Origin of the sequence: Bacillus sp. RC51, assembly GCF_044908115.1 — a bacterium.
GTDB lineage: Bacteria > Bacillota > Bacilli > Bacillales > Bacillaceae_G > Bacillus_A > Bacillus_A mycoides.
Genome location: NZ_JBIYCW010000007.1, coordinates 24,203 through 47,312 on the forward strand (window position 1 = coordinate 24,203; position 23,110 = coordinate 47,312).

At 36.1% G+C, this 23,110-nt stretch carries 22 protein-coding genes and 1 riboswitch; of the genes, 15 read left to right on the plus strand and 7 right to left on the minus strand.

Features of this window, described 5'->3' with window-relative positions; all coding sequences use genetic code 11:
• Nucleotides 1–75: 75 nt before the first annotated feature.
• The 5 genes from ABH959_RS15555 (at nucleotide 76) to ABH959_RS15575 (ending at nucleotide 3,729) form a co-directional block, all read left to right on the plus strand.
• Nucleotides 76–435 carry a MerR family transcriptional regulator gene (locus tag ABH959_RS15555; protein WP_002169085.1) on the plus strand — a complete coding sequence of 120 codons (360 nt, stop codon included), beginning with the start codon at nucleotides 76–78 and terminating at the stop codon, nucleotides 433–435.
• A 490-nt stretch (nucleotides 436–925) separates the two neighbouring features.
• Nucleotides 926–1,282, plus strand: coding sequence for a DMT family transporter (locus ABH959_RS15560; protein WP_002134594.1), 357 nt, complete (start codon nucleotides 926–928; stop codon nucleotides 1,280–1,282).
• A gap of 2 nt (nucleotides 1,283–1,284) precedes the next feature.
• Nucleotides 1,285–1,599 carry a DMT family transporter gene (locus tag ABH959_RS15565; protein WP_000539672.1) on the plus strand — a complete coding sequence of 105 codons (315 nt, stop codon included), beginning with the start codon at nucleotides 1,285–1,287 and terminating at the stop codon, nucleotides 1,597–1,599.
• A 138-nt stretch (nucleotides 1,600–1,737) separates the two neighbouring features.
• Nucleotides 1,738–2,316, plus strand: coding sequence for a TetR/AcrR family transcriptional regulator (locus ABH959_RS15570; protein WP_002063960.1), 579 nt, complete (start codon nucleotides 1,738–1,740; stop codon nucleotides 2,314–2,316).
• A 210-nt stretch (nucleotides 2,317–2,526) separates the two neighbouring features.
• Nucleotides 2,527–3,729, plus strand: a complete 1,203-nt coding sequence (locus ABH959_RS15575; RefSeq protein ID WP_404492816.1) for an MFS transporter — start codon at nucleotides 2,527–2,529, stop codon at nucleotides 3,727–3,729.
• Nucleotides 3,730–3,782: 53 nt separating this feature from the next.
• Here the strand turns inward: ABH959_RS15575 and ABH959_RS15580 are convergent, their stop codons facing one another.
• Nucleotides 3,783–4,121: a winged helix-turn-helix transcriptional regulator gene (locus ABH959_RS15580; protein WP_002166316.1), complete on the minus strand. Its 339-nt coding sequence runs from the start codon at nucleotides 4,119–4,121 to the stop codon at nucleotides 3,783–3,785.
• 169 nt (nucleotides 4,122–4,290) lie between these two features.
• On the opposite strand from ABH959_RS15580, the gene ABH959_RS15585 reads away from it, so the two are divergent.
• Together ABH959_RS15585 and ABH959_RS15590 are read left to right on the plus strand one after the other, a co-directional pair.
• Complete coding sequence (locus ABH959_RS15585) at nucleotides 4,291–4,830, plus strand: ester cyclase (protein ID WP_404492817.1); 540 nt, start codon at nucleotides 4,291–4,293, stop codon at nucleotides 4,828–4,830.
• 23 nt (nucleotides 4,831–4,853) lie between these two features.
• Nucleotides 4,854–5,399: an NAD(P)H-dependent oxidoreductase gene (locus tag ABH959_RS15590; RefSeq protein ID WP_404492929.1), complete on the plus strand. Its 546-nt coding sequence runs from the start codon at nucleotides 4,854–4,856 to the stop codon at nucleotides 5,397–5,399.
• A 146-nt stretch (nucleotides 5,400–5,545) separates the two neighbouring features.
• Here the strand turns inward: ABH959_RS15590 and ABH959_RS15595 are convergent, their stop codons facing one another.
• Nucleotides 5,546–6,064 carry a hypothetical protein gene (locus tag ABH959_RS15595; protein ID WP_061689542.1) on the minus strand — a complete coding sequence of 173 codons (519 nt, stop codon included), beginning with the start codon at nucleotides 6,062–6,064 and terminating at the stop codon, nucleotides 5,546–5,548.
• 184 nt (nucleotides 6,065–6,248) lie between these two features.
• Nucleotides 6,249–7,988 (minus strand): SgrR family transcriptional regulator, encoded by a 1,740-nt coding sequence (locus ABH959_RS15600; protein ID WP_404492818.1) that lies wholly within the window; start codon nucleotides 7,986–7,988, stop codon nucleotides 6,249–6,251.
• A 106-nt stretch (nucleotides 7,989–8,094) separates the two neighbouring features.
• Between ABH959_RS15600 and ABH959_RS15605 the strand changes: the two genes are divergently transcribed.
• Together ABH959_RS15605 and ABH959_RS15610 are read left to right on the plus strand one after the other, a co-directional pair.
• Nucleotides 8,095–9,357: an MDR family MFS transporter gene (locus ABH959_RS15605; RefSeq protein WP_002134601.1), complete on the plus strand. Its 1,263-nt coding sequence runs from the start codon at nucleotides 8,095–8,097 to the stop codon at nucleotides 9,355–9,357.
• A 109-nt stretch (nucleotides 9,358–9,466) separates the two neighbouring features.
• Entirely contained in the window at nucleotides 9,467–10,195 is a 729-nt protein-coding gene (locus ABH959_RS15610; protein WP_404492819.1) for a MerR family transcriptional regulator, read from the plus strand.
• A gap of 38 nt (nucleotides 10,196–10,233) precedes the next feature.
• Here ABH959_RS15610 and ABH959_RS15615 read toward each other — a convergent pair whose 3' ends face one another.
• The 3 genes from ABH959_RS15615 to ABH959_RS15625 form a co-directional block, all read right to left on the minus strand.
• Nucleotides 10,234–10,437: a hypothetical protein gene (locus tag ABH959_RS15615; RefSeq protein WP_113936711.1), complete on the minus strand. Its 204-nt coding sequence runs from the start codon at nucleotides 10,435–10,437 to the stop codon at nucleotides 10,234–10,236.
• Between the two features lie 159 nt (nucleotides 10,438–10,596).
• Nucleotides 10,597–11,796, minus strand: coding sequence for an ABC transporter permease (locus ABH959_RS15620; RefSeq protein WP_404492821.1), 1,200 nt, complete (start codon nucleotides 11,794–11,796; stop codon nucleotides 10,597–10,599).
• Between the two features lie 60 nt (nucleotides 11,797–11,856).
• Nucleotides 11,857–13,281, minus strand: coding sequence for an amino acid permease (locus ABH959_RS15625; RefSeq protein ID WP_404492822.1), 1,425 nt, complete (start codon nucleotides 13,279–13,281; stop codon nucleotides 11,857–11,859).
• A gap of 147 nt (nucleotides 13,282–13,428) precedes the next feature.
• Nucleotides 13,429–13,610, minus strand: a riboswitch (Lysine riboswitch).
• Between the two features lie 204 nt (nucleotides 13,611–13,814).
• On the opposite strand from ABH959_RS15625, the gene ABH959_RS15630 reads away from it, so the two are divergent.
• Complete coding sequence (locus ABH959_RS15630; RefSeq protein ID WP_404492823.1) at nucleotides 13,815–14,669, plus strand: GNAT family N-acetyltransferase; 855 nt, start codon at nucleotides 13,815–13,817, stop codon at nucleotides 14,667–14,669.
• A 27-nt stretch (nucleotides 14,670–14,696) separates the two neighbouring features.
• Here ABH959_RS15630 and gapN read toward each other — a convergent pair whose 3' ends face one another.
• Complete coding sequence (gene gapN, locus ABH959_RS15635; protein WP_002010835.1) at nucleotides 14,697–16,136, minus strand: NADP-dependent glyceraldehyde-3-phosphate dehydrogenase; 1,440 nt, start codon at nucleotides 16,134–16,136, stop codon at nucleotides 14,697–14,699.
• Nucleotides 16,137–16,765: 629 nt separating this feature from the next.
• On the opposite strand from gapN, the gene ABH959_RS15640 reads away from it, so the two are divergent.
• From ABH959_RS15640 to ABH959_RS15660, 5 genes are all read left to right on the plus strand, one after another.
• Nucleotides 16,766–18,526 carry an ABC transporter ATP-binding protein gene (locus ABH959_RS15640; protein WP_113936708.1) on the plus strand — a complete coding sequence of 587 codons (1,761 nt, stop codon included), beginning with the start codon at nucleotides 16,766–16,768 and terminating at the stop codon, nucleotides 18,524–18,526.
• A complete protein-coding gene (locus tag ABH959_RS15645; protein WP_404492824.1) occupies nucleotides 18,523–20,523 on the plus strand; it encodes an ABC transporter ATP-binding protein in 2,001 nt (666 codons plus the stop codon). The genes ABH959_RS15640 and ABH959_RS15645 overlap by 4 nt, the downstream gene beginning before the upstream one ends.
• A 303-nt stretch (nucleotides 20,524–20,826) precedes the next feature.
• Complete coding sequence (locus tag ABH959_RS15650) at nucleotides 20,827–21,624, plus strand: amino acid ABC transporter substrate-binding protein (RefSeq protein ID WP_002010840.1); 798 nt, start codon at nucleotides 20,827–20,829, stop codon at nucleotides 21,622–21,624.
• The gene (locus tag ABH959_RS15655; protein WP_033706449.1) at nucleotides 21,611–22,309 is read left to right on the plus strand and encodes an amino acid ABC transporter permease; all 699 of its coding nucleotides are present in this window, start codon (nucleotides 21,611–21,613) and stop codon (nucleotides 22,307–22,309) included. The genes ABH959_RS15650 and ABH959_RS15655 overlap by 14 nt, the downstream gene beginning before the upstream one ends.
• Before the next feature lie 28 nt (nucleotides 22,310–22,337).
• On the plus strand, nucleotides 22,338–23,072 hold the full coding sequence (locus tag ABH959_RS15660) for an amino acid ABC transporter ATP-binding protein (RefSeq protein ID WP_002010843.1): 735 nt from the start codon (nucleotides 22,338–22,340) through the stop codon (nucleotides 23,070–23,072).
• The last annotated feature ends 38 nt before the right edge of the window (nucleotides 23,073–23,110 follow it).

Consider the following 23,110-nt stretch of genomic DNA (forward strand, 5'->3'; position numbering starts at 1 on the left):
AGTCAAATGTTTTTTATAATTTGGATAAGGCAGTAAAGTATATGAGAGTAAATGGCGTGCGAAGGGAGTATGGTTATGTACACAATTAGCGAGGTAGCTAAATTATTAGGAGTGAGCACACATACATTACGTTATTATGAAAAGGAGAACATATTAATTGCAAATCGCGATACAAATGGGAATAGATTGTATGAAGAGTCACATATAAAGTGGTTGCAGTTTGTAATGAAATTAAAACAAACACAAATGCCAATAGCGAAAATAAGAGAATATGCTAGATTATATTTAGAAGGGGAGCATACAACCGAAGCTCGTTTACAACTGTTAGAAAATCATAAAAAATCTATTCGAACTCAAAGAGAAAACTTAGAAATTACAGAGAAGATGCTCGAAAATAAAATTATTGCATACAAAGACTCGTTGAAAAGTAAATAGCGTACAAAATATTTCGTTCTTTGTTGCATGTTGAAAAGGGAGTACAGGTCTCTGTTTTGGAATTTATCTATGAGTATTTTATTATAATGTGCCGATAAATTAAAAAAGAGCAGTTAGCTAAAAGCAACTGCTCGATTCAAAGGGATCTCCAAGGGGGGAATGGAGAAAATATTATGTTACTACAATTATTCACAGATTATTAAGAAATATTCATGTGGATTTAAGAAATTTAAAATATTTTTGGTTAATAGAATCCGGGTGTTGACACTTTATCAATTGGTCATGTAGAATGTTTATGAATGACATTCAGTCATTTTTTTATGAAAGGGTGTAGATAAGCAACTTTTATATGTAGTTAGCTTAATAACGGAACAAATATAAGGATAAATGAGGATGATATTGGTTTTTTAAATAGTAGTTAGAGTGAGATTATATTTTTTAAATTAAAAATGACTGACGGTCAGTCAGTGAATAATAGAAGGTGAGAGATATGAAAAATAAAGCTTGGTTATATGTCATATTAACATGTATCTTTGAAATTTTTTGGGTGTTTGGTTTTAATACAGCTCATACTTGGTGGCATTGGGTCATTATTGTAGGAGTTATCGCTGTTGATTTTTACTTCCTATCGAAAGCGTGCGAACATCTTGCAACAGGGACTGTATATGCTGTGTTTGCCGGAGCTGGTACGGTAGGTACTTTCCTAATGGATGTATTCCTTTTCGGCGGCAGTTTCAGTGTAGGAAAACTATTCTTTATCGTAATGGTTGTAGCGGGCGTTATCGGTTTAAAACTGGCTGATAATAAAGAAGAAACCGCGGAAGAAATTGTGAAAGGAGCTGCTTAAAAATGGGTTGGTTTTTCGTATTTTGTGCTGCAATTAGTGAAATAGTCGGTGTGATAGGCCTTAAAATGTATAGTAAAGATAAGACGTTAGCAAATGGAGCGATTTATATAGGTGGATTTGCAACTTCCTTTGCATTCTTATACACATCTTTCTTGTTCTTACAAGTAAGTGTAGCTTATGCGGTTTGGATTGGCATTGGAACAGCAGGAGCTGTTTTATTAAATATGTTTCTGTTTGGTGAATCGAAAAGTAAGGCACGTTTGATTAGTGTAGCTCTTATCGTATGTGGAGTTACGGGATTAAAGGCTCTTTCATAAGAAAAGGATATTAAAGTTAAATCTCCTAACGATTTGTTGGGAGATTTTTATTATGAAAAGTGCACGATGATTGACAGTACAGCTAGTTATTTTATAAAATGAGTGACAGTCATTCAATACGCGTGTGAAAGGGTTTAGATGATGAATAAAAAAGAAAAAATTGTCTATGCAGCTATTGAAGTGTTTCAGGAAAAGGGCGTTGAAAAAACGAAGATTTCTGATATCGTGAAATTGGCTGGCATTGCACAAGGAACTTTCTATTTATATTTTCCTTCTAAGTTATCTGTTATGCCTGCAATAGCAGAAGTGATGGTTGAGAAGATGATACTTGCAGTGAAAGAAAAAGTACAGAACGATTCACCTTTTTCAAGTAAAGTTGAGCAAGTAATAGATGCAGTATTTACCTTTATAGCTGAATATCGTGAAATACAAGCATTAATGTATGCGGGCCTTGCATCAACTGAACATATAAAAGAATGGGAAGCTGTATATGAGCCTCTTTATATATGGCTAAGTGACTTTTTAAGTGAGGCAAAAGAATCAGGTGAAATTCGTGATTCGGTTCACGCTGAGCGAACAGCGAAGTTATTTATCGCTCTTGTTGAATCAGCAGCGGAACAAGTTTATTTATATGATCATAAAGATGATGAGCAAGTCGAGCTACAAAAGGCAGAAGTACTAGATTTTTTAACACATGCACTACATATAAAGAAGTAGTAAGATGAACCTGTCTGAAAAGGTAGGTTCATTTCTGCGGGAAACTGAATGATAGTCATTCACCCTGTGTTTATGTATGTGTGGAAGGATAGAGTGAAAATCTAATGAGTGGGGACATCTTTACTCAGTATGAACCCACAAATAGCAGGATAAAGAAAAAGCTTCTTGGGCATTATTTTTGAGAGGAACTACGGGAAGAGGTGTTGAAAATTGAAAAAACCGATAAAAGAACAAAAGATGGTATTGATCATTCTTTTGAGTAATATATTTATCGCTTTTTTAGGGATTGGATTAATCATTCCGGTTATGCCGTCCTTTATGAATGATATGAATTTAACAGGAAAGACGATGGGTTATCTCGTTGCAGTGTTTGCAATGGCTCAGCTTATTACTTCACCTATTACGGGTCGTTGGGTCGACATTTACGGTAGGAAGAAAATGATAATCATTGGATTATTTATTTTTGGTGTTTCAGAGCTTCTTTTTGGATTAGGTACAGATGTGTGGATGCTTTATGCAGCGAGGGTGTTAGGCGGAATTAGTGCCGCGTTTATTATGCCGGGTGTTACGGCATATGTTGCTGATATTACTTCTATTCAAGAACGTCCAAAGGCGATGGGATATCTTTCAGCGGCTATTAGTACCGGATTTATTATAGGGCCTGGAATCGGCGGGTTTATTGCAGAATACGGTATACGTGTGCCGTTCTTTGTGGCAGCAGTGATTGCTTTTGTCGCATGCGTGATTTCTATATTTATTTTGAAAGAGCCGTTAACGAAAGAAGAGCTTGCAGAGATTTCTGCTAATACGAAGGAATCAAGCTTTATCGGGGATTTAAAGAAATCATTAAATCCAATGTATGCAATCGCATTTATTATTGTATTTGTACTCGCATTCGGATTATCGGCATATGAAACTGTGTTTAGTCTGTTTTCTGATCATAAGTTTGGTTTCACACCGAAAGATATTGCTGCAATTATTACGATTAGCTCCATCTTTGGGGTAGTTGTGCAAGTATTTATGTTTGGCAAATTGGTTGACATATTCGGTGAGAAAGTGTTAATTCAAATATGTTTAATTGTGGGTGCAGTATTAGCATTCGTCTCAACTGTAGTCTTTAATTATTGGATTGTACTGCTTGTTACTTGTTTTATTTTCTTAGCATTTGATTTACTTCGTCCAGCTTTAACGACGTTTTTATCAAAAGCAGCTGGAAAAGAGCAAGGATTCGTTGCTGGTATGAACTCAACGTATACGAGTTTAGGAAATATCGCAGGACCAGCGATGGGCGGAATATTATTTGATATAAACATTAATTATCCATATGCATTTTCAGGTGTTGTTTTAATCGTTGGTCTCGGCATTACATTTATGTGGAGAGAGAAACAGCTAGCTCAAAGTTTTGCGAAGTAATGTAGTGAATAACGAAAAGCCTCTTACTATTTTTATGGTAAGGGGCTTTTCGTTTATAAACTTAATCCAAACCGCTTTAATTCAATAAATATCCCCTCTAATTGCTTTCCTTTATCTGTTAACGTGTACTCTACGCGAGGTGGAACTTCTGGATATACTTTTCTCGTTATAATCCCTTGTGCTTCCAATTCTTTTAGGCGAAGTGATAATGTTTTCGGACTAATCCCGTCCATTGATTTTTGTAAATCACTAAAGCGTAAAGTTCCTTCGATAAGAAGGTCACGAATGATTAAAAACGTCCATTTTGTACTAATTACGTCAAGCGTTTTAGCGATAGGACAAGGTATACCAGGTAAACCTTTCGTTAATACAACTGGATCTATATTGCTCATGGAAATAGCCTCCATAAAAATTTTTTGAATGAATTTGCCTTATCGTATCACAAAACTATCTTTTTGGTAACTATATGAAAAAAATATCACTACTTCCATAAAGGAAGTTAGTGCATATACAATAGCAATACGAAATACAAAGGGTTTGTATGAAGAGGAGGTGATTTCCATGGGTATGAAAAAGTTGTTTATGTTTCTTAGTTTTTTTGTCATTTGTATTGTACTTGTAGCATGTAGTGGTGAGCAAAAAACTGAAATTCAGTTATTAAAAGAAATGCCGAAGCCAAAAGCAATGACAATCGATCCTTCACTGAGCAAAAAAGAAGCGACAGAAAGAGTTCATGCAGCGCAGCGCTTTTATGCATTTTGGGATACAGGTAGGGAGGAACTTATTCCGCAAACGGTTACTGAAAATTTTTTCGATAATACACTGCCGAAAGGTCGACCACAAGGCACTGAAGGATTAAAGCTTGCGGCGCAAAACTTTCGTAAAGTAGTTCCTGATATACATTGCGAGATTGAAGATTTATTAGTCGTTGGTGATAAAGTAACAGCTCGTCTTTCTTTTACAGGAACTCATAATGATAAGAAAATCAATTTTTTTGCAATTGATATTTTGCATGTGAAAGACGGAAAGATAACGGAAGATTGGCATTTAGAAGATAATCTTACGCTGAAGCAGCAACTCGGCTTAATAGCTGAAGAGTAGATCATATAGGGGAGAGAAAAGTGATGAAAAATATTTTCATTATAAATGGACATGAAAAATACGGTACGAAAGAAGGACGATTAAATAGAACGTTAGTTGATTATATGATAACTGTATTAAGTGAGAATCATCATGTGAAAACAACAACGATTCAAGCTGGATACAGTATTAAGGAAGAGCAAGAAAAGTTTTTATGGGCTGATGTTGTAATTTATCAAACACCTATTTACTGGTTTAGTGTACCGGGATTATTTAAAACATATATGGATGAAGTGTATGAATACGGTTTGTTCTTTAAAGGTGCAGATGAATACGGAACAGGTGGTTTATTAAAAGAGAAGCAGTATATGTTTTCTACAACTTGGAATGCACCTGAAAAAGCATTCGGAGATAAGACGAAGTTCTTTGAAGGAGAAAGTTTAGAATCAGCACTTAGTCATTTACATCGTGTGCAGAAGTTTATTGGTATGAGTCCGTTAAAGAGCTTTGCTTGTTATGATGTGGTGAAAAATCCGGATATTGAGAAATTTTTGATGGACTTGAAGAATCATTTGGCTGAGGTAATTTAATAGTAGTTTGCATCTTTGTGCGTAAAAAGGTTCATCTTTAAACATGTAAAAGAAGGTACTACTAAGGAGGTAGTACCTTCTCTTGCATTCATAAAAATTGCTTAGTTTTTCTTAGCTTAAAGTCTTCATAAGCGGAATTTAACCTTTTATGAAATACGTTGAAAATCTTTACTCATACAGGACTGTTTTAGTTTTTTTGATTTGATTAAATGTTTAATATCAGAGATGTTATCGTATGAAAGCTGAGTATGATAATAGTTAATGTACTCAAGTAATGCAAAAATATAAATAAATAGAGTGAATGATAGCCCACCTAAAGGTAAGTGGGGATACCAAATTACAAAATCAATAGTAAACGTAATAAATCCCGTGATAAGTAATGCTATATTTATCTTTTTAAGTATTTTTAAATATTGAATCATCCTAATGGGTGTAACAGATGTTTTCTCTTTTTTTAGTCGTTTCCACTTTACGTACCAGTAAAGTGTTCCTTGTAATAAGATAAACTCTAAAAGAAGAAATGAGATCCAAAAAGAATATAAGGAATATAAATGTAACGTAGGATAAGCATAATTAAGTAAGTAACTTGTGAAAATAAAAGTAATGACTGAAAATAACTCACCTGTGTATAGATAGGAAAGCCTTTTTTCTAGGTTGCTTTTCATGGTTCTTCTCCTTTTATCCCGCTATTCGCCGGGCAGTAAGACTCCCACCTCAAAATTCAGCGGAAGCAAAGAAGTTAGGTGGGGGATCAACTGCTCGTAAAAGCCCGATTGGTGAAGGCTGATAATCAGTGGGGATGAACAAAACCCCCACTGATTAAAGTTTCACTTTATAAAAACTCATATTTTAATGCGGGGATGGCTGTATCCATAACTTCGCAAAATTCGCCCAACCGAATGAATCAATTGTTACGTTTTTTAAAGAAGAAGGATATGTTTTTCTTTTTAAAACGTGATAGTTAAATAAAATGATGTGTTCTGTTTGTAAAAACTCTTCGATCTCATACATGAGCTTATACCGTTTTTCTTTATTGTCTTCTAATAAAAAGGTATCAAGTAAACAATTAATTTGTTTTGCATAGTGCGGGTCCATGAATCGATTTACGAAGCAACTTTTATTTTTAAATACATTTAAAAATGCAATTTCATGATCGGTAGCAAATACTTCCCCCATGAAAATAATATCCGCATGTTTATCAATAGAACGATCCATATAATCTGAAACGAGAAATGGGTGAAGTTCTACGTGTACTCCTAATTGTTCGCAGCGTTCTTTTAGGAAATGTGCATCATTTGCACTATCTTTAAATGCGAAGAAGTAAATATGAATCGTCTCTCCATTATAGGTGCTCTTTTTTAAATACTCTTTCGCTTTTTCAAGAGAGTAGGACCTTTTAGGAACTTGGCGGCTTCTTTCAGGGAAAAAGCTTGAAGCAGCAATTGTTCGTCTGCCTTCTATGCTATGAAGTATCGTTTCAACGTCATATAGTTCTCTCCAAGCTTTTCGAAAGTGAATGTCGTGATGAGGACCAGGTTTTGTAAAGTTGAAGCTAGCATAAATACAACCTATTTCTTCTATTTGTATATCATGCCTTTCATTTTCCTCTTCATTTGGTAGTTCATAATCAGCATTTATTTGCAAATGATCAGGAATACCCCAAAATTCAATACGGTCTAATAACGCACGCTCTTTAAAATAATGGGTGAACGCTTCGAGTACGATATTGTCTTCAGAGTAATGAGTAAGTTTAAAAGGTCCAGTACCTATGTAGTGATGATTTTGAATAACTGCATCATGCGGTAAAATTGCGAGTTGCATGGAACTCACATAACGTAAGAAAAATAAATTTGGTTTTGCTAAATGGAATCGAATTTGCAGTGGTGATGGTGTTTCAATTTGGACAATTTCCTGTGTTAACCATGCGTAAGGAGATTGAGCTTGCTGCAATCTTTCAAATGAAAATTGAACATCTTTAGAAGTTAAAAGAGTTTCATTATGAAAATGTATATCTTTTCGTAAATAAAACGTCCACGTAAGTTGATCCTGACTTAATTCCCACGTATGAGCAATGTGCGGTTCCATTTGTTCTGTCACATCGTTATAAAAGACTAATGTATCAAAAATTTGACTAGTAAGATGGCTCTCCGTAGTTACAGCCACAAAAGCCGGATCTAATGGGAATATCTTTCTTGATATAGGAATCTTCAATATGTCGTACATATCATTTGAAGGTTTGTATCCAAAATGATGATGTAGTTTATTTTCTATCTTTTTTTGAAGTGCAAGGGGTAGAGGTTCTTTTAAAAGAAGAAAGACATCTTTTAATTTTTCTTGGGCTAACAGTTCATCTGTATAGGATTCAATTGCTTCTACGAAACTATGTACAAATATAATTTCTGTTTTATTTCCGCGACCACGCCCTGGTGTCCACTTAATGAATTGTTCCTCGCTCATTTTCTTTAATAAAATCTTCACGTTTTTCGTACTGCAATATAAAATATCCGCTAATTCTTGTAAGCTATTTCGTATAAGTTGCTGATCTTGTGAATGTAACCTTAAACGAACATAATAGTCCATAATCTTCATATGTATGCACTTCCTTCTATTTAAAAGGGGAAACTCTTTAGAATATTCTAACCTTTTTCTTCCTCTTTTTCAAAGTAAAATGAATAAGCATAAGGAGGGGGAACCGATGGGATTCTGGAGTATGCATCGAAATATAAAAATTAGAATTATAACATCATTTTTAACACGAGCGGTATCAACGATGATTTTTCCGTTTATGGCAATTTATTTTTCAATAAAGTTAGGTAGTGCGATGGCTGGTGCTTTACTACTAATTAATGTAATAGCTTCATTAGTAATTGGTTTATACGGTGGATATATTGGAGATCGACTCGGTCGTAAAAAAGTGATGATTATCGGCCAAAGTATACAAGTCGTTTCCATTGCTTGTATGGGAATTGCGAACTCAGATTATGTAGATTCACCGTGGTTAACATTTTTATTTATGCTAGTGAACAGCTTAGGATCTGGACTTATGAACCCAGCGACCGAAGCGATGTTAATCGATGTGAGTACACCTGAAAATCGAAAAATCATGTACAGCATTAACTACTGGGCTATTAACTTGTCAATTGCGATTGGAGCAATATTTGGCGGGTTACTATTTGAAAACTATAGATTACAATTGTTTATCGTATTAACGGTTGTTGCAATCATTACTTTATATGTGATGGCTGTATATATGGAAGAAGTGTATGTAGCACGAAAAACAGTGGAGAAGAAAAATGTATTAAAAGATATGGCAGATAGTTATAAAGTCGTGATGAAAGACCGAGCGTTTTTAATTTTTTGTGCAGCAAGTATATGTACATTATCTTTAGAGTTTCAAATTAATAATTATTTAGGGATACGTTTGCAGAAGGAATTTGAAACGATTCACTTTTTCTTCGGAAATGGTTTTACGTTTGATTTAACAGGTATTCGAATGCTGAGCTGGATATCTACAGAGAATACAATTTTAATTGTATTATTTTCGGCGCTTGTTATTAAAATGTTGAAGAGCTTCAACGATTTAAAGATTTTATATGTAGGCTTATTCATTTATACAATTGGATTTACCATACTCGGAACGAGCAATAGTTTATGGATTTTATTAATTGCAGGGCTTTTCCAAACTGTAGGAGAGATGATGTATGTACCGGTTCGTCAATCCATAATGGCAGATATGGTGCCAAATGAGGCGCGAGGTTCTTATATGGCGATTAACGGAATGGTCTTTCAAGTGGCGAAAATGAATGGTGCATTAGGTGTTATGTTAGGTTCATTTATTGCCTCTTGGGGAATGAGTGTGCTCTATTTCATAGTTGGTATGAGCAGTATTTTATTATTTATGAGGGCGATAGGGAAAGAGCAGTATGAGGATGAGAGGAAAGTTTCTCATATTGGGTAAATAATATAGATGTATTAAAAATAATGAATTCTTCTTGCACCTACAGTTACGTGAGGTAGTATGATGAAAGCGTAGAAGGACGATAACACCATTTAGGGAGCAATATAAGATGAACAAAAAACAGCATTATTCTATTGGCGAGTTCTCAGAAAAGACAGGAACTTCTATTAGAACGTTACACTATTATGATGAAATTGGATTACTAAAGCCTGTAAAAAATCCTAGTTCCGGCCATCGTTTATATACGAAGCAGGATGAACTTACTTTACAGCAAATCGTAAGTTTTAAATTTTTAGGTTATAGTTTGGAGAAAATAAGTGAAATAATTAATAGCCCTACTGTTGACATAGACTTACATGAGGGTTTGAAAATACAAAAAAAGGCTTTCGAAGATAAGAGAGAACACATTGAGACAGTCCTTGAGGCTATTAATCGCACATTAAATTTGTTAGAAGAAAAAGAGGACATAGATAGCGGATTTCTCATGCACTTAATTAGAAGTATAGAATGGGAGAGAGATAACCGGAAATGGTTTGAGCAGCATACTTCGGATGAAGTAACCGAGGTTTTATTTGATCATTCAAAAGAAGCTTTAGTAGAAGGGGACAAAGATTTTATTCGTTATACGAAAGGTGTAAAAGAATTAGTGGGGAGACCAGTGGATGATCCCGAAGTGCAACAGTTAATGGGCTGGTGGATGACAATAGCCAATGAGGCAGTTTGCTCTACAGTTTCGCTTATGAATGAAGAGTTGGTTAAAGAGCTGGAAGGAATAGGTGGAGAAGGAGAGGGAGAAATCCCACCATCCCCATTTACTGAAGAGGAAGAAGAGAGATAAAGGGAGAAATCAAATAATTTCTCCCCTTATTTCTAAAGTTAAAAAGAATCAGCTTCAGCTAAGTTAGGATTAGCGTTAGGATTAGTTAATAAATTCTTCAGTTCACCTACTTCTGAGAGAGCGACGAGGATATAACCACTAATGAGGACGATGAGTCCGATGACCCGTAAGGTTTGCAATTTAATGTCACGGCTATTTTCTTCTGAGTTGTTTTGGGGCGTTGAAGGCGGATTGTTGTTCATAATAGAGCTCCTATCTTTTTTATTTATATGTGCGAAATCATTATTTAACGTATGGATAGGAATTGTATAGTCATTTTCACTATATGAGAAATGCCTACGAAAAGTGATTAGAAATTTTAGGACGAGAAAAAGAGGCTGTTATGTACAGCCTCTTTTTCGTTAAAATGAAGAAATGCGTTTCTTCGTTTTTGGTACAATAATAAACCTTATCCAAAGTACACCGATTACCATAATAATCAAAGCATGTAGTAATTGTCCTGTAGCAATGAGTATAACACTTGAAAATACAATGAGTTGAATACTTAGCAATATGAAAATTAAGCTAAGAAATTGACTCATTCGTTCTTCAGTATCAATTGGATATAATGCTACGATAATATTTCCCGAAAAATATTTCCACAGAGAACGAAGCTGCATAGAAATCATATATAGGATGATATAAACGATAGCAGCTTTTACGTATATATTCGGAACAAAATATAGGATGAAAGCACCGATTACCCTCAAGCGAATATATATACCGAAATAATCATTACCACGTAAAAATGCAAGTGTATGTAAATAGAAGAAAGTAGCTTGTTTTTTATGTAATAAAGGTTCAATCCAATTTGTAAGCCATTTTCTGCCGTTTACTTGTTTTTTAATTTGCGGAACATCGGTAAAGATGCTAGCGAATTGATAAAATCGTATGTCCATTTTTTCTTCTTGCTCGATTATGTATTCCCATGGTATTCGCTTTGGGGGCTGTTTCTTCGTATATAGAAGTAGGAAAGCGAGAAGTAAGAGTAATCCGCCTAATACAATTACATTTGCAACATAAAACAGCATGTAAATGATCAGGGCGTTACAAGCAATACGAATGATAAACCATATGTTTTTTTCATGACTATCACGCCATATCCAATGTATGTATATGTTCCAGCCCTTTAGAATCATTAAAATTATAAAGATTGTACATAAGAAAGGTACGGCTAGTTGTAATGATTGCATGGCAAGCGGTACGATAACAAGGAACGTAAATATAAGCGGGAAAAGCTGAATGATGTAATTATATAGAAGAGATTTTTTAAAATAAGATGTTAATTTCTCTTCTAATGCTAGTAAATAGACAGCATCGGGCTTTTGAATAAATGTACGTATTGGGCATCTCGTTATAATCGCTGTTAAGACGATTGTAATAAGCAATAGAGATATTCCTTTAGAAGGATCCGTTTTAAGAAACTTAGCGTAATAATATGCACCTACACATGAGACGAAGATGAAGCTATATAGTAAACCGTTAATCATACGTGCAAAGTATGTGATGGCATTTTGAATATGTTGTTGAAAGCGAGAGCTCCATAGTGATTCGATTGACATGTTTTTCACCTCTTTTTTCTATTATATATGTTTTGGAAAGTAAAAAACGAGCAAATTGCGTTACGCAACTTGCTCGTTTTTATTTTTTTTATTTTTTTTCTGATCACGATTCATTAATGGATAGAAGGCAAAGCCAATCCCGAATAAACCAATTCCGAGAAGAAATGTTTTTATATCGGATGCTCCTGTTTTAATAACCCATAGTGCATAGCAAATTGCAATAACTGCGACCACACCATCTATAATTCTTGCCCGTAACTCATTTTTATAAGTTTCACCAGTTGCGACCAGTTTTAACTGGAAGATTGGTGAAACGAGATATGGAATGAGGTAGGCTAAAGTTGATACTGTAATAACGAATGTATAAGCTTCCGCAATGGTTCCAGATAGTGTTGAGAATAAGAACACTTGCGACATAATGTTTGTTAATCGTAATGAGTAAATTGGACTTCCTTTTTTATTTGTTTTTGTAAAGAAGGAAGGGAAGAAACCTTCTTTGGCTGCTTGATAAGGTACTTCAGAGCTTAATAAAATCCAGCCTAATATTGAACCGAATAGGGAAGTAAGAGCAAGTAATGCCATAAGTTTCCCGCCACCATGACCCATTGCAGCGTTTAATGCATCTGCTAATGGACGTTCAGAAGCTTGTAATTTATCAACGTGAAGTACACCCATTGTTAAAATTGTAATTCCTAAGTAAATTGCAACTGTGATAAGTAATCCTGCAACAGTCGCACGTTTTACCGTTTTGGGAGAAGTAGCTCGGTTTGATAAAAGAACCGCTGATTCAATCCCAATAAATGCCCAAAGTGTTGTAAGAGCAGCTAAGTTTACTTGTGAAAGTAGACCGTGTGATACGCCTTCTTTATCGATCATTGGTGTGTACCATTGTCCAAATTTTGAAGCTTCGAACGCAAATAACGTAACAATGATGAATAGAAGGAATCCAGTTACTTTCGTTGTTGTTGCTAGGAAGTTGAGCTTCCCAGCTCCGCTTACACCGTTTGTTAAAATTAAATGTGTGCCCCATAGTAAGACGGAACAAATAGTAAATGTAATGAGCTTTCCAACTTCTATATCGAACGAGCCGATTGAAAATAATAGTCGCGTATCTTTCATAATCGGGAAGAAGAGTGATAAATATCCCGCGAAAGATGTAATGATGGCAACGTTACTTGCCCAGTTTGCAACCCAATATCCCCACACCATGCTGAAACCAGCCATTTTCTTTCTTTTTGGTGTTGAGAATAAAGCATATGCATGACTTTGTGGTCCTGTCGTTAAATCAGGACGACGAATTGCTAAATTACCGAAAACAAGAGCTAGCATTAAAACACCAAATCCTGTTGTTAACCAAGCTAAAGTGACACCGAGTGGGCTTGCTGTTTGTGCCAACGTACTTGGCACCATGAAAATACCAGCGCCAACCATGTTACCGACAACGAAAGCTGTTAGTACCCAAAAGCCCCATTTTTTTTGTTGCATAGAAAATACCTCCAAAGTTAGTATAACCAAGTCAAGCGAGGAGATATGTATGTCTTCCACGGTAGGGAAGAGAAGGTCCAAACAAAACAAAAAAAGCACGTAATTTGCCGCTACATGCTTTCTATCTTATAAGAAACCCACGACATACCTCTCGATAGCTCTCCACAAACGAAACGTTTGTGACAGTTCTGCACTTATTAAATGCAGACCCAGCAAGCGTGCATGGTGGACACGACTTACTTCGGCAATCATTCCTTTCTCATTTCTTCATCAATGCCACTACATCTCCTGAAATGATACTCTTAATGACTGCAACCTCTACCTCACCGAGATACGAATGAGGATTTATGTATTAAATTAACATGTTTAAGAGTAACAAATGTATTTTTATACGTCAATGGATATAGTAATAATCAGATTATAGAGAAGAGTTCGTTATTGGGGCTTGGAGGGTTTGAAACGAATTCATTGAATAAATATATATTGAATTTTTAACAGGGAATGTACTTTTAATCGGAATGGGGATTATTTAAATGATACGTGCTTATAGTGAAAAAGAGGATCGGATCGGGACATTGAATTTAATAAAAAGTATGGGGACAGAAGAAGAAATAGGTTCTTTAGATGATATTGTATCGAACTCTATGCATTTTCTTTTATACAACCAAAATGGGATTGAAGGATTCGCGTATGCATCCTTTTATACAAATAGTAATGGAGAGTCTATTGGTCAAATAAGTGTGTATGTGGGACCTGGTTCTCGTTTGAAAGGTATTGGTTCTGTCTTATATAAGGAAATAGAGGAATGTATTTCTGAAATGAAACCAGATTTTGTGTGCACCTATATGAAAGTTGAATCGGAAAATTGTATTGGTTTTGCTAAAAAAATGGGATTTGAAAGATGGTGGGGATCGCTTGAATTGGTATATAAGGGAGGGAGTTTTCCTAAAACCGATCTTAAGTTTATTAAGTATGAAGATAGATTTTTTAACCAGTTTGTAACAATGGTACAAGAATGTTATTACGAGTTGCATGAAGTGAATGATATGAAGCCTTATCTTGCTCCGGAAGATAGTATAAAGAAATACAAGTTGAACAATAAAAGTAATGTATATGTAGCTTTAGAAAATGACCAGTTAGTTGCATCGGTTACGGTGGGGGAAGGGACAATAGAGAATTTAATGGTTGCAGTAAATCATCAAGGAAATGGATATGGTCGTAAAGCCTTGCAATTTGGTGTGAACAAGTTGTTAGAAGGCGGGCACGAAGATATTAGACTCTGTTATATAGAAGGAAATGAAAGTGCTAAGAGGTTATACAATTCTGTAGGATTTAAGCCGCTTCATAATACACAGGTGTATCGGAAATTTAAAAAGCAGCTGACCTAAATATTAGATCAGCTGCTACATATAAGATTAAACTAAGTTTAATACAGTTACTTTTTGACGAGTCATAGACTCAAGGCTCTTACGAATACCTTGTGCGCCCATACCTGAACCTTTTACACCGATGAATGGGAAGTGGTCAGGGCCGCGCTCTGTGCGTCCGTTAATTTGAACAGAACCAGTGTCGATTTTGTTAGCAATTGCAAATGCTTTGTTAATGTCTTTTGTGAAGACACTTGCTTGCAGACCGAACTCTGATTTGTTAGCAATTTCAATCGCTTGTTCGTCAGAAGAAACACGGATGATTGGAAGGATTGGGCCAAATGGCTCTTCCCAAGCAACTTTCATTTCTTCTGTTACGTTGTCGATTAATGTTGGGTAAATTAGGTTGCGCTCACGTTTGTTACCGATAACGATTGTTGCACCTTTTTCAGCAGCATCGTCAATTAAACCTTGAACGAAGTCAGCAGATTTGTCGTCGATTAATGGAACGATTGTGCTGTTTTGTTCTGGAGATCCAACTGATAGTTCAGCTACTTGCTCTTTTAATAAGCCGGCTAGTTCGTCTGCTACATTTTCATGTACAAGTACACGCTTAATAGCTGTACAACGTTGACCTGAGTAAGAGAATGCACCGCTTACGATATGCTTTGCAGCTTCTTGTAAGTCTGCATCTTCACAAACGATACCAGGATCTTTACCACCAAGTTCTAATACAAGTGGAATCATCGCAGCTTTTTTCGCTAAATGTTTACCTGTATTTGTACCACCTGTGAACGATACCATATTTACGCCAGGATGTTCTACTAAGTAGTCACCAATTACAGAACCGCGTCCTGTAGCTACGTTTACAAGACCTTTTGGAAGGCCAGCTTTATGAAGTGCTTCAACCATTTTAACACCGCTAATTGCACCTTGAGTTGCTGGCTTGAAGATAACAGCGTTACCCATAATAAGTGCTGGTGCAAGTTTTGCAGCAGATAAGTTTACTGGGTAGTTAAATGGTGCAATTGCTAATACAACACCAAGTGGTGCGCGCTGAATAATCGCAAGTTTAGATTTAGATCCACCAGGGAAGCTATCACCCATCATGCTTTCACCGTGCATGTGAAGTGCTTCGTCAACTGTGTAACGAATTAAGTCAGCTGTACGAACGACTTCTTTTTGCGCATCTTTATAGCCTTTACCGACTTCTTTCATAATGATATCGGCAATTTCATCTTGCATATTTACGAGCTCATCAGCCCATTTATATAAATATTTTGCGCGATCTTGTAGAGAAGCTTCAGCCCATGATTTTTGAGCTTCTTTTGCAGATGCAATTGCTTCATCTACTTCTCCTTGAGTAATTGCTTGTACTTGCCCAATTACTTCGTGTAAGTATGGAGATGGAATGTCGATTGTTTGACCTGAAGAGCTTTCTCTCCATTCTCCGTTTAAATAAAATTTGTACGTATTGCTAGTTGTCATGATTAGTCCTCCTAAAATAGCAACTTGTAAGAGTGAGTATAAGGTGATTGTAGGTGGTTTGATAATATTTTTCAAATGAAATGTTTGTGAAAACGATTTCTTACTATTTTTTTATTTTGTATGCCCTTTCTTACAGAAGATTCTCTTATTTCAAACTGAATTATAAGCAGAATGCATCACTTTTATTTTTTGTGATAAAAGATTATTTTATTCTAAAGCGAAAAAAATAATTGACAGAATACTCAATAAAGTTGTAAGATTATAAATGGAAAATAAATGAAGGGGGTGTGCGTAATGATTGTAATCGTAAATGTAATGGGCTTAGCTCTGTTAAATGGCGGAAAACATTCATATCATTACGCAACCCGTGCGGATATATAGGACCTTTTTGTCTTATGAGAAGCGTACGTTGCGTATATCGTAACGTACGCTTTTATGCATTCTATTGCATATCGTCAAAGCGGCGGTATGCTTTTTTTTGTTTATTTTCCTTGTTACTATAAAAAATCAGAATTTGGAAGGTGGAAAAATGTGATGAAATTGTATGGCTTACGAAATGTAAATGTGATGGGTTTGGATAGCGGCTAAAGAAATGTGAATCAAACGGGAACCAGAAAGGGGAGGTTATATTGTTTTCAGTATTACTAAAGTTAAGCTGGTTTTTTAGAGAGCATTGGAAAAGGTATAGTATTGCAATTGGGGTACTTTTAATTGTAAACGTGATAGAGGTAATTCCTCCGAAAGTATTAGGAATTACCATTGATAATATTAAAACAGGAGCCTTAACGAACGAGGCGATTATGCAATATATTTTTATTTTACTTGGGGTAACGATTGGTGGGTATGTACTTACTTTCATTTGGCAGCACCAACTATTTGGCGGTGCGTTCGTACTTGAGAAAACGATGCGTTCAAAATTTATGGGGCATTTACTTAAGATGACACCGACGTTTTATCAAAAAAATCGTACTGGCGATTTAATGGCGAGAGCGACAAATGATTTAAAAGCAATCTCCATGACAGCTGGTTTTGGTATATTAACGCTCGTTGATTCTAGTCTATATATGCTTACAATCGTTTGTATGATGGGCTTTTCAATTAGTTGGCAGTTAACATTTGCTGCGCTTATACCGCTTCCGATTATGGCGTATGCGATGAATAGATACGGAAAGAAGTTGCATGAAAGATTTACAGTCGCGCAAGATGCGTTCGGGGATATGAACGATAAAGTACTTGAATCAATTGCGGGTGTACGCGTTATTCGTGCGTATGTACAGGAGAACGCTGATCAAGAAAGGTTTCATCAGTTAGGAGATGACGTATACGAGAAAAATATGAGAGTAGCAAGAATCGATGCATTATTCCAGCCGACTGTGAAAATGCTCGTCGGTCTTAGTTATTTAATTGGTTTAGTGTACGGTGCATATCTCGTATTCCAATCAAAGGTGACACTTGGCGAGCTCGTTTCTTTTAACGTCTATTTAGGGATGATGATTTGGCCGATGTTTGCAATTGGTGAATTGATTAATGTTATGCAAAGAGGAAATGCGTCGCTCGACCGTGTAAATGAAACATTAGCTTATGAACCAGATGTAAAGAGTCCGAAAGATCCAAAGGTTGTACAAGAGCCAGATTACATTCAATTTGATAACGTTACTTTTTCATATCCTTCATCAATTGAAACAAATTTAAAAAATGTTTCGTTCTCATTAAAACAAGGAGAGACACTTGGAGTTGTTGGGAAAACAGGAAGCGGGAAAACGACGCTCGTTCGTCAGTTTCTTCGTCAATATCCACTTGGAGAAGGGGATATTGCGGTTTCTGATGTGAAGCTAGATAAAATTACGAATGATAACGTACTTGGCTGGATTGGGTATGTACCTCAGGAACACATTTTGTTCTCAAAAACAGCGAAGGAAAATATTTTATTCGGAAATAGAGAAGCGACTGAAGAAGAACTTGAAAAAGCGATTGAAATAGCTGCGTTTAAAAAGGATTTAGAGTTTTTACCGGAAGGTTTAGAAACGCTCGTTGGAGAGAAAGGTGTTTCTTTATCAGGTGGGCAAAAGCAAAGGATTTCGATTGCGAGGGCTGTTATTCAAAATCCGGAAATTTTAATTTTGGACGATTCTTTATCAGCTGTTGATGCTCGTACTGAAGCGGCAATTATTGAAAACATACGAACAGAAAGAAGCGGGAAGACGACGATTATAACAACGCATCGTTTGTCAGCAGTGCAGCATGCGGATTGGATTCTCGTTATGGATAACGGTGAGGTTATTGAAGAAGGTTCGCATGAAGCGCTCGTTCGAAATGGGGGCTGGTATGCAGAGCAGTTCGAAAGACAACAAGGTGAAAGTGAAAGTACGGATAGTGGGGTGAAAATATGAGTGTTTCAAAACGATTGTTTCAATACGCGATGAAAGTAAAAGGGCCGATTTTTGCAGCGATGGCGATGCTATTTGTTTTCGTTATTGCAGAACTCGCGGGTCCTTTCGTCGCAAAAACGATGATCGATGAGCATATCGTTGGAATAGAGAGACCCTGGTATGAAACAGAAAAGAGTGAGGATGCTGTTTCATATAATGGCTCCTTTTATAAGCGAAGTGATCGCTTTGAACAAGGTGAGCAAAAAGGGAAAGAAGTCCGAGTGATTCAAGTTGGCTTTCAGTACTATTTTGTACCGAATAAAATAACGCTTGAAGGAACTCGTTCTGTTAAGGGTGATGTGCTTACAGTACAAAGTGGTAAGGCAGTGCAGGTTTATAAATCGAAAGCCTTAACGAAAGAAGAAGTATTTGCGTTTTATAAACCAGAAATAAATAGGTTATTACTACTTGGCGGTGGATATTTCGCTTTATTAGTAGTCGTATCATTATTTGCATACGGAAAGCAGTTCTTCTTACAGAAGGCGGCAAACAAAATTATTCAAATTATGAGGGAAGACGTCTTTTCCCATATTCAAACGTTGCCAATTCGTTATTTTGACCATTTACCAGCAGGGAAAATTGTATCGCGTGTAACGAATGATACAGAAGCGATTCGTGATTTATATGTAACAGTGCTTGCGACATTCGTCTCTAGTATCATCTATATTATCGGGATTTTCGCTGCGCTATTTTTACTTGATGTAAAACTGGCGGCACTATGCTTACTCATCATCCCAATTTTAATTGTTTGGGCGATTATGTATAGAAAGTATGCGTCTGTATACAATCATAAAATGCGTTCGCGTTTATCGGATATTAACGGAACAGTGAATGAATCGATTCAAGGGATGCCAATTATTCAAGCATTTCGTCAAGAACATGAAACGAAGAAGGAATTTGAAGAACTCAATGGCGATTATTTTAAATATCAAAATAAAATTTTAAATTTAAATGCAGCAACTTCGCATAATTTAGTGTCTGTATTAAGAAACATCGCTTTTACAGGTGTAATTTGGTATTTCGGTGGTGCTTCATTAAGTGCTTCTGGCCTCCTTTCTCTAGGGATACTGTATGCTTTCGTCGATTATTTAACGAGATTGTTCTCGCCAATTACGAACATGGTGAACCAACTTGCTAACTTAGAGCAATCGCGTGTTGCATCAGAGCGCGTCTTTGAATTGCTAGAGGAAAAGGGAGAGGCAGTAGAAGAAGAACGTATGCCTCGCTTAACCGGAAATGTGAAATTTGATAATGTTTCGTTTTCTTACAATGGAAAAGATGAAGTGTTAAAAAATATTTCTTTTGAAGCGAAACAAGGGGAGACAGTGGCACTTGTCGGTCATACTGGATCAGGAAAAAGTTCCATTATGAATGTGCTCTTTCAGTTTTATGAATTTCAAAAAGGGAAGCTTACGATTGATGGTCATGATGTAACAGAGATGCCGAAACAAGCAACACGTGAACATATGGGAATTGTATTGCAAGATCCGTTTTTATTTAGCGGGACAGTGGCATCCAATGTAAGCTTAGAAAATGAAAAAATTTCAAAAGATCGCATCGTAAAGGCGTTACGAGATGTTGGTGCGGAAAGGTTTGCTAACAATATAGATGAAAAAATTACGGAGAAAGGAAGTACACTTTCAACCGGAGAACGTCAGCTTATATCGTTTGCTAGGGCACTTGCTTTTGATCCTGCTATTTTAATTTTAGATGAAGCGACTTCCAGTATTGATACAGAAACAGAAGCGATGATTCAACAAGCGCTAGAAGTTGTGAAAAAAGGACGAACGACGTTTATTATCGCTCATCGTCTTTCAACAATTAAGAGCGCTGATCAAATTATTGTGCTTGATAGAGGAACGATTTTGGAAAAAGGTTCCCATGATGAATTAATGAAAAAGCGCGGGCGTTATTACGATATGTATAAAACGCAAATGGAAGGAAACCAGAGTGCTTAATTTTTAGAAGAACTTGCGATTTTCGCAAGTTCTTTTTTGATCGGATTGTCCGCTTAGAAGTTAATATATTTCACCGGCTGAAAAACTTATAAATAAGTAGGTATTGTTTTACCTTTTTCTTTATAAATGCTATATTAAAAAATGTTACTTATTTTTTGTATGTAGCGCTATTTTTCCATTTTGTTTGATTATGAAGAAAAAGGTTAAACTAAATAAGAACATTTTCATTGAAAAATTGTTCGAAATTGCATACAATCAATATAGTTTTTAAATTCCTATCAGAATACTTGGAGGACTACTATCATGAAAAAATTATTTTCAGTGCTTGCAGTAACTACATTAGCGATTGGGATTGTAGCGGGCTGCGGTAAAGAAGAGAAAAAAGATACAGCTAATCAAGATGCATTACAGAAGATAAAACAAAGCGGTGAGCTTGTAATTGGTACAGAAGGTACATATCCACCATTTACGTTCCACGATACAAACGATAAATTAACTGGGTTTGACGTTGAATTAGCAGAAGAAGTTGCAAAACGTTTAGGTGTAAAGCCTGTATTTAAAGAAACACAATGGGATAGCTTACTTGCAGGAATAGATGCAAAACGTTTCGACATGGTTGCGAACGAAGTTGGTATTCGTGAAGATCGCCAAAAGAAATATGACTTCTCTAGTCCATATATTTCTTCTTCAGCAGCATTAGTTGTTGCGAAAGATAAAGATAAACCTGCTACATTTGCTGACGTAAAAGGATTAAAAGCAGCACAATCTTTAACAAGTAACTACGCAGATATTGCTAAGAAAAATGGTGCGGAAATCACAGGTGTAGAAGGATTTAGCCAAGCAGCAGAATTATTAAGTTCTGGCCGCGTTGATTTCACAATCAATGATAAATTATCAGTGTTAAACTATTTAGAAACGAAAAAAGATGCAAAAATTAAAATTGTAGATACAGAAAAAGAAGCGTCACAAAGTGGATTCTTATTCCGTAAAGGTAGCGACAAACTTGTACAAGAAGTAAATAAAGCGTTAGAAGATATGAAAAAAGATGGTACGTACGATAAAATAACGAAAAAATGGTTCGGTGAAAATGTATCTAAGTAGCGCATTGATGTCAGATCGATTGTCTACTTGGATAGATATTATGCAGACTTCCTTCGCGCCTATGCTGAAGGAAGCTGTCTTTACGACAATTCCGTTAACGCTTATTACATTTATTATCGGTATTATACTTGCGACGTTAACAGCGCTCGCACGTATTTCAGGTAGTCGTATTTTACAATGGATTGCTCGTATCTATGTATCTATCATTCGCGGAACGCCACTTCTTGTACAGTTATTTATTATTTTCTATGGCCTTCCAACTCTTAATATTGAAGTTGAGCCGTATACAGCAGCAGTTATTGGATTTTCATTAAATGTAGGTGCATATGCATCTGAAATTATTCGTGCTTCTATCCTTTCAATCCCGAAAGGACAGTGGGAAGCAGCTTACACAATTGGGATGACATACCCGCAAGCATTAAAACGTGTTATTTTACCACAAGCAACACGCGTATCAATTCCGCCGCTTTCGAATACATTTATTAGTTTAGTGAAGGATACGTCATTAGCGTCGTTAATTTTAGTAACAGAAATGTTCCGAAAAGCGCAGGAAATTGCGGCAATGAACTATGAGTTTTTAATTGTTTATTTTGAAGCAGGTCTAATTTATTGGGTAATTTGCTTCTTATTATCTATTGTGCAACAAATATTAGAAAAACGTTCAGAACGTTATACTCTAAAATAACCCTTTCATAAAAGGAGTTTTTGTTTTTATGATTTCAATTCAACATTTACAAAAAAGTTTCGGAGATAATACCGTATTAAAACATATAGACTTATCAGTTGAGAAGGGCGAAGTGGTTGTTATTATCGGGCCATCTGGATCTGGTAAAACGACATTCTTACGTTGTCTCAACGTGTTAGAAACGCCGAACGCTGGTAACATTCGCATCGGCAATAAAGAGCTCGATTTCTCTCAAAAAGTATCGAAGAAAGATATTGTAAATCTTCGTACGCAAACAGGTATGGTATTCCAACACCATAATCTATTTCCCCATTTAACAGCAATTCACAATGTAATGGAAGGGCTCGTTACAGTGAAAAAGATGGGGAAAGAAGAAGCGAAGAAAAAAGCAAACTATTTCCTTGAAAAAGTTGGTCTTGCGGATAAAGTAGACTTATATCCGTTCCAATTATCAGGTGGACAACAACAGCGTGTTGGAATCGCTCGTGCGCTTGCGATGGAGCCGGAAGTTTTACTATTTGATGAGCCAACGTCAGCACTTGATCCTGAGCTAGTTCAAGAAGTTTTAAAGGTTATGAAAGAACTTGCTAAAGAAGGAATGACGATGGTCATTGTAACGCATGAAATGCGCTTTGCTCATCAAATTGCGAACCGTGTTATTTTCATGGATGGCGGTGTCGTTGTCGAACAAGGTACACCGGAAGATGTATTTACAAATCCAAAAGAAGAACGAACGAAGAAGTTTTTACAAATGTTGCAGTAAATTAAGGAAGGTCTCAGGGCATATGCCCTGAGACCTTT

What these genes read in the sequence shown, in the direction of transcription:
- ABH959_RS15555 (WP_002169085.1), top strand. Translation starts at nt 76, where the DNA reads ATGTACACAATTAGCGAGGTAGCTAAATTATTAGGAGTGAGCACACAT.
- ABH959_RS15560 (WP_002134594.1), top strand. Translation starts at nt 926, where the DNA reads ATGAAAAATAAAGCTTGGTTATATGTCATATTAACATGTATCTTTGAA.
- ABH959_RS15565 (WP_000539672.1), top strand. Translation starts at nt 1,285, where the DNA reads ATGGGTTGGTTTTTCGTATTTTGTGCTGCAATTAGTGAAATAGTCGGT.
- ABH959_RS15570 (WP_002063960.1), top strand. Translation starts at nt 1,738, where the DNA reads ATGATGAATAAAAAAGAAAAAATTGTCTATGCAGCTATTGAAGTGTTT.
- ABH959_RS15580 (WP_002166316.1), bottom strand. Translation starts at nt 4,121, where the DNA reads ATGAGCAATATAGATCCAGTTGTATTAACGAAAGGTTTACCTGGTATA.
- ABH959_RS15585 (WP_404492817.1), top strand. Translation starts at nt 4,291, where the DNA reads ATGGGTATGAAAAAGTTGTTTATGTTTCTTAGTTTTTTTGTCATTTGT.
- ABH959_RS15590 (WP_404492929.1), top strand. Translation starts at nt 4,854, where the DNA reads ATGAAAAATATTTTCATTATAAATGGACATGAAAAATACGGTACGAAA.
- ABH959_RS15595 (WP_061689542.1), bottom strand. Translation starts at nt 6,064, where the DNA reads ATGAAAAGCAACCTAGAAAAAAGGCTTTCCTATCTATACACAGGTGAG.
- ABH959_RS15600 (WP_404492818.1), bottom strand. Translation starts at nt 7,988, where the DNA reads ATGAAGATTATGGACTATTATGTTCGTTTAAGGTTACATTCACAAGAT.
- ABH959_RS15605 (WP_002134601.1), top strand. Translation starts at nt 8,095, where the DNA reads ATGGGATTCTGGAGTATGCATCGAAATATAAAAATTAGAATTATAACA.
- ABH959_RS15610 (WP_404492819.1), top strand. Translation starts at nt 9,467, where the DNA reads ATGAACAAAAAACAGCATTATTCTATTGGCGAGTTCTCAGAAAAGACA.
- ABH959_RS15615 (WP_113936711.1), bottom strand. Translation starts at nt 10,437, where the DNA reads ATGAACAACAATCCGCCTTCAACGCCCCAAAACAACTCAGAAGAAAAT.
- ABH959_RS15620 (WP_404492821.1), bottom strand. Translation starts at nt 11,796, where the DNA reads ATGTCAATCGAATCACTATGGAGCTCTCGCTTTCAACAACATATTCAA.
- ABH959_RS15625 (WP_404492822.1), bottom strand. Translation starts at nt 13,281, where the DNA reads ATGCAACAAAAAAAATGGGGCTTTTGGGTACTAACAGCTTTCGTTGTC.
- ABH959_RS15630 (WP_404492823.1), top strand. Translation starts at nt 13,815, where the DNA reads ATGATACGTGCTTATAGTGAAAAAGAGGATCGGATCGGGACATTGAAT.
- gapN (WP_002010835.1), bottom strand. Translation starts at nt 16,136, where the DNA reads ATGACAACTAGCAATACGTACAAATTTTATTTAAACGGAGAATGGAGA.
- ABH959_RS15645 (WP_404492824.1), top strand. Translation starts at nt 18,523, where the DNA reads ATGAGTGTTTCAAAACGATTGTTTCAATACGCGATGAAAGTAAAAGGG.
- ABH959_RS15650 (WP_002010840.1), top strand. Translation starts at nt 20,827, where the DNA reads ATGAAAAAATTATTTTCAGTGCTTGCAGTAACTACATTAGCGATTGGG.
- ABH959_RS15655 (WP_033706449.1), top strand. Translation starts at nt 21,611, where the DNA reads ATGTATCTAAGTAGCGCATTGATGTCAGATCGATTGTCTACTTGGATA.
- ABH959_RS15660 (WP_002010843.1), top strand. Translation starts at nt 22,338, where the DNA reads ATGATTTCAATTCAACATTTACAAAAAAGTTTCGGAGATAATACCGTA.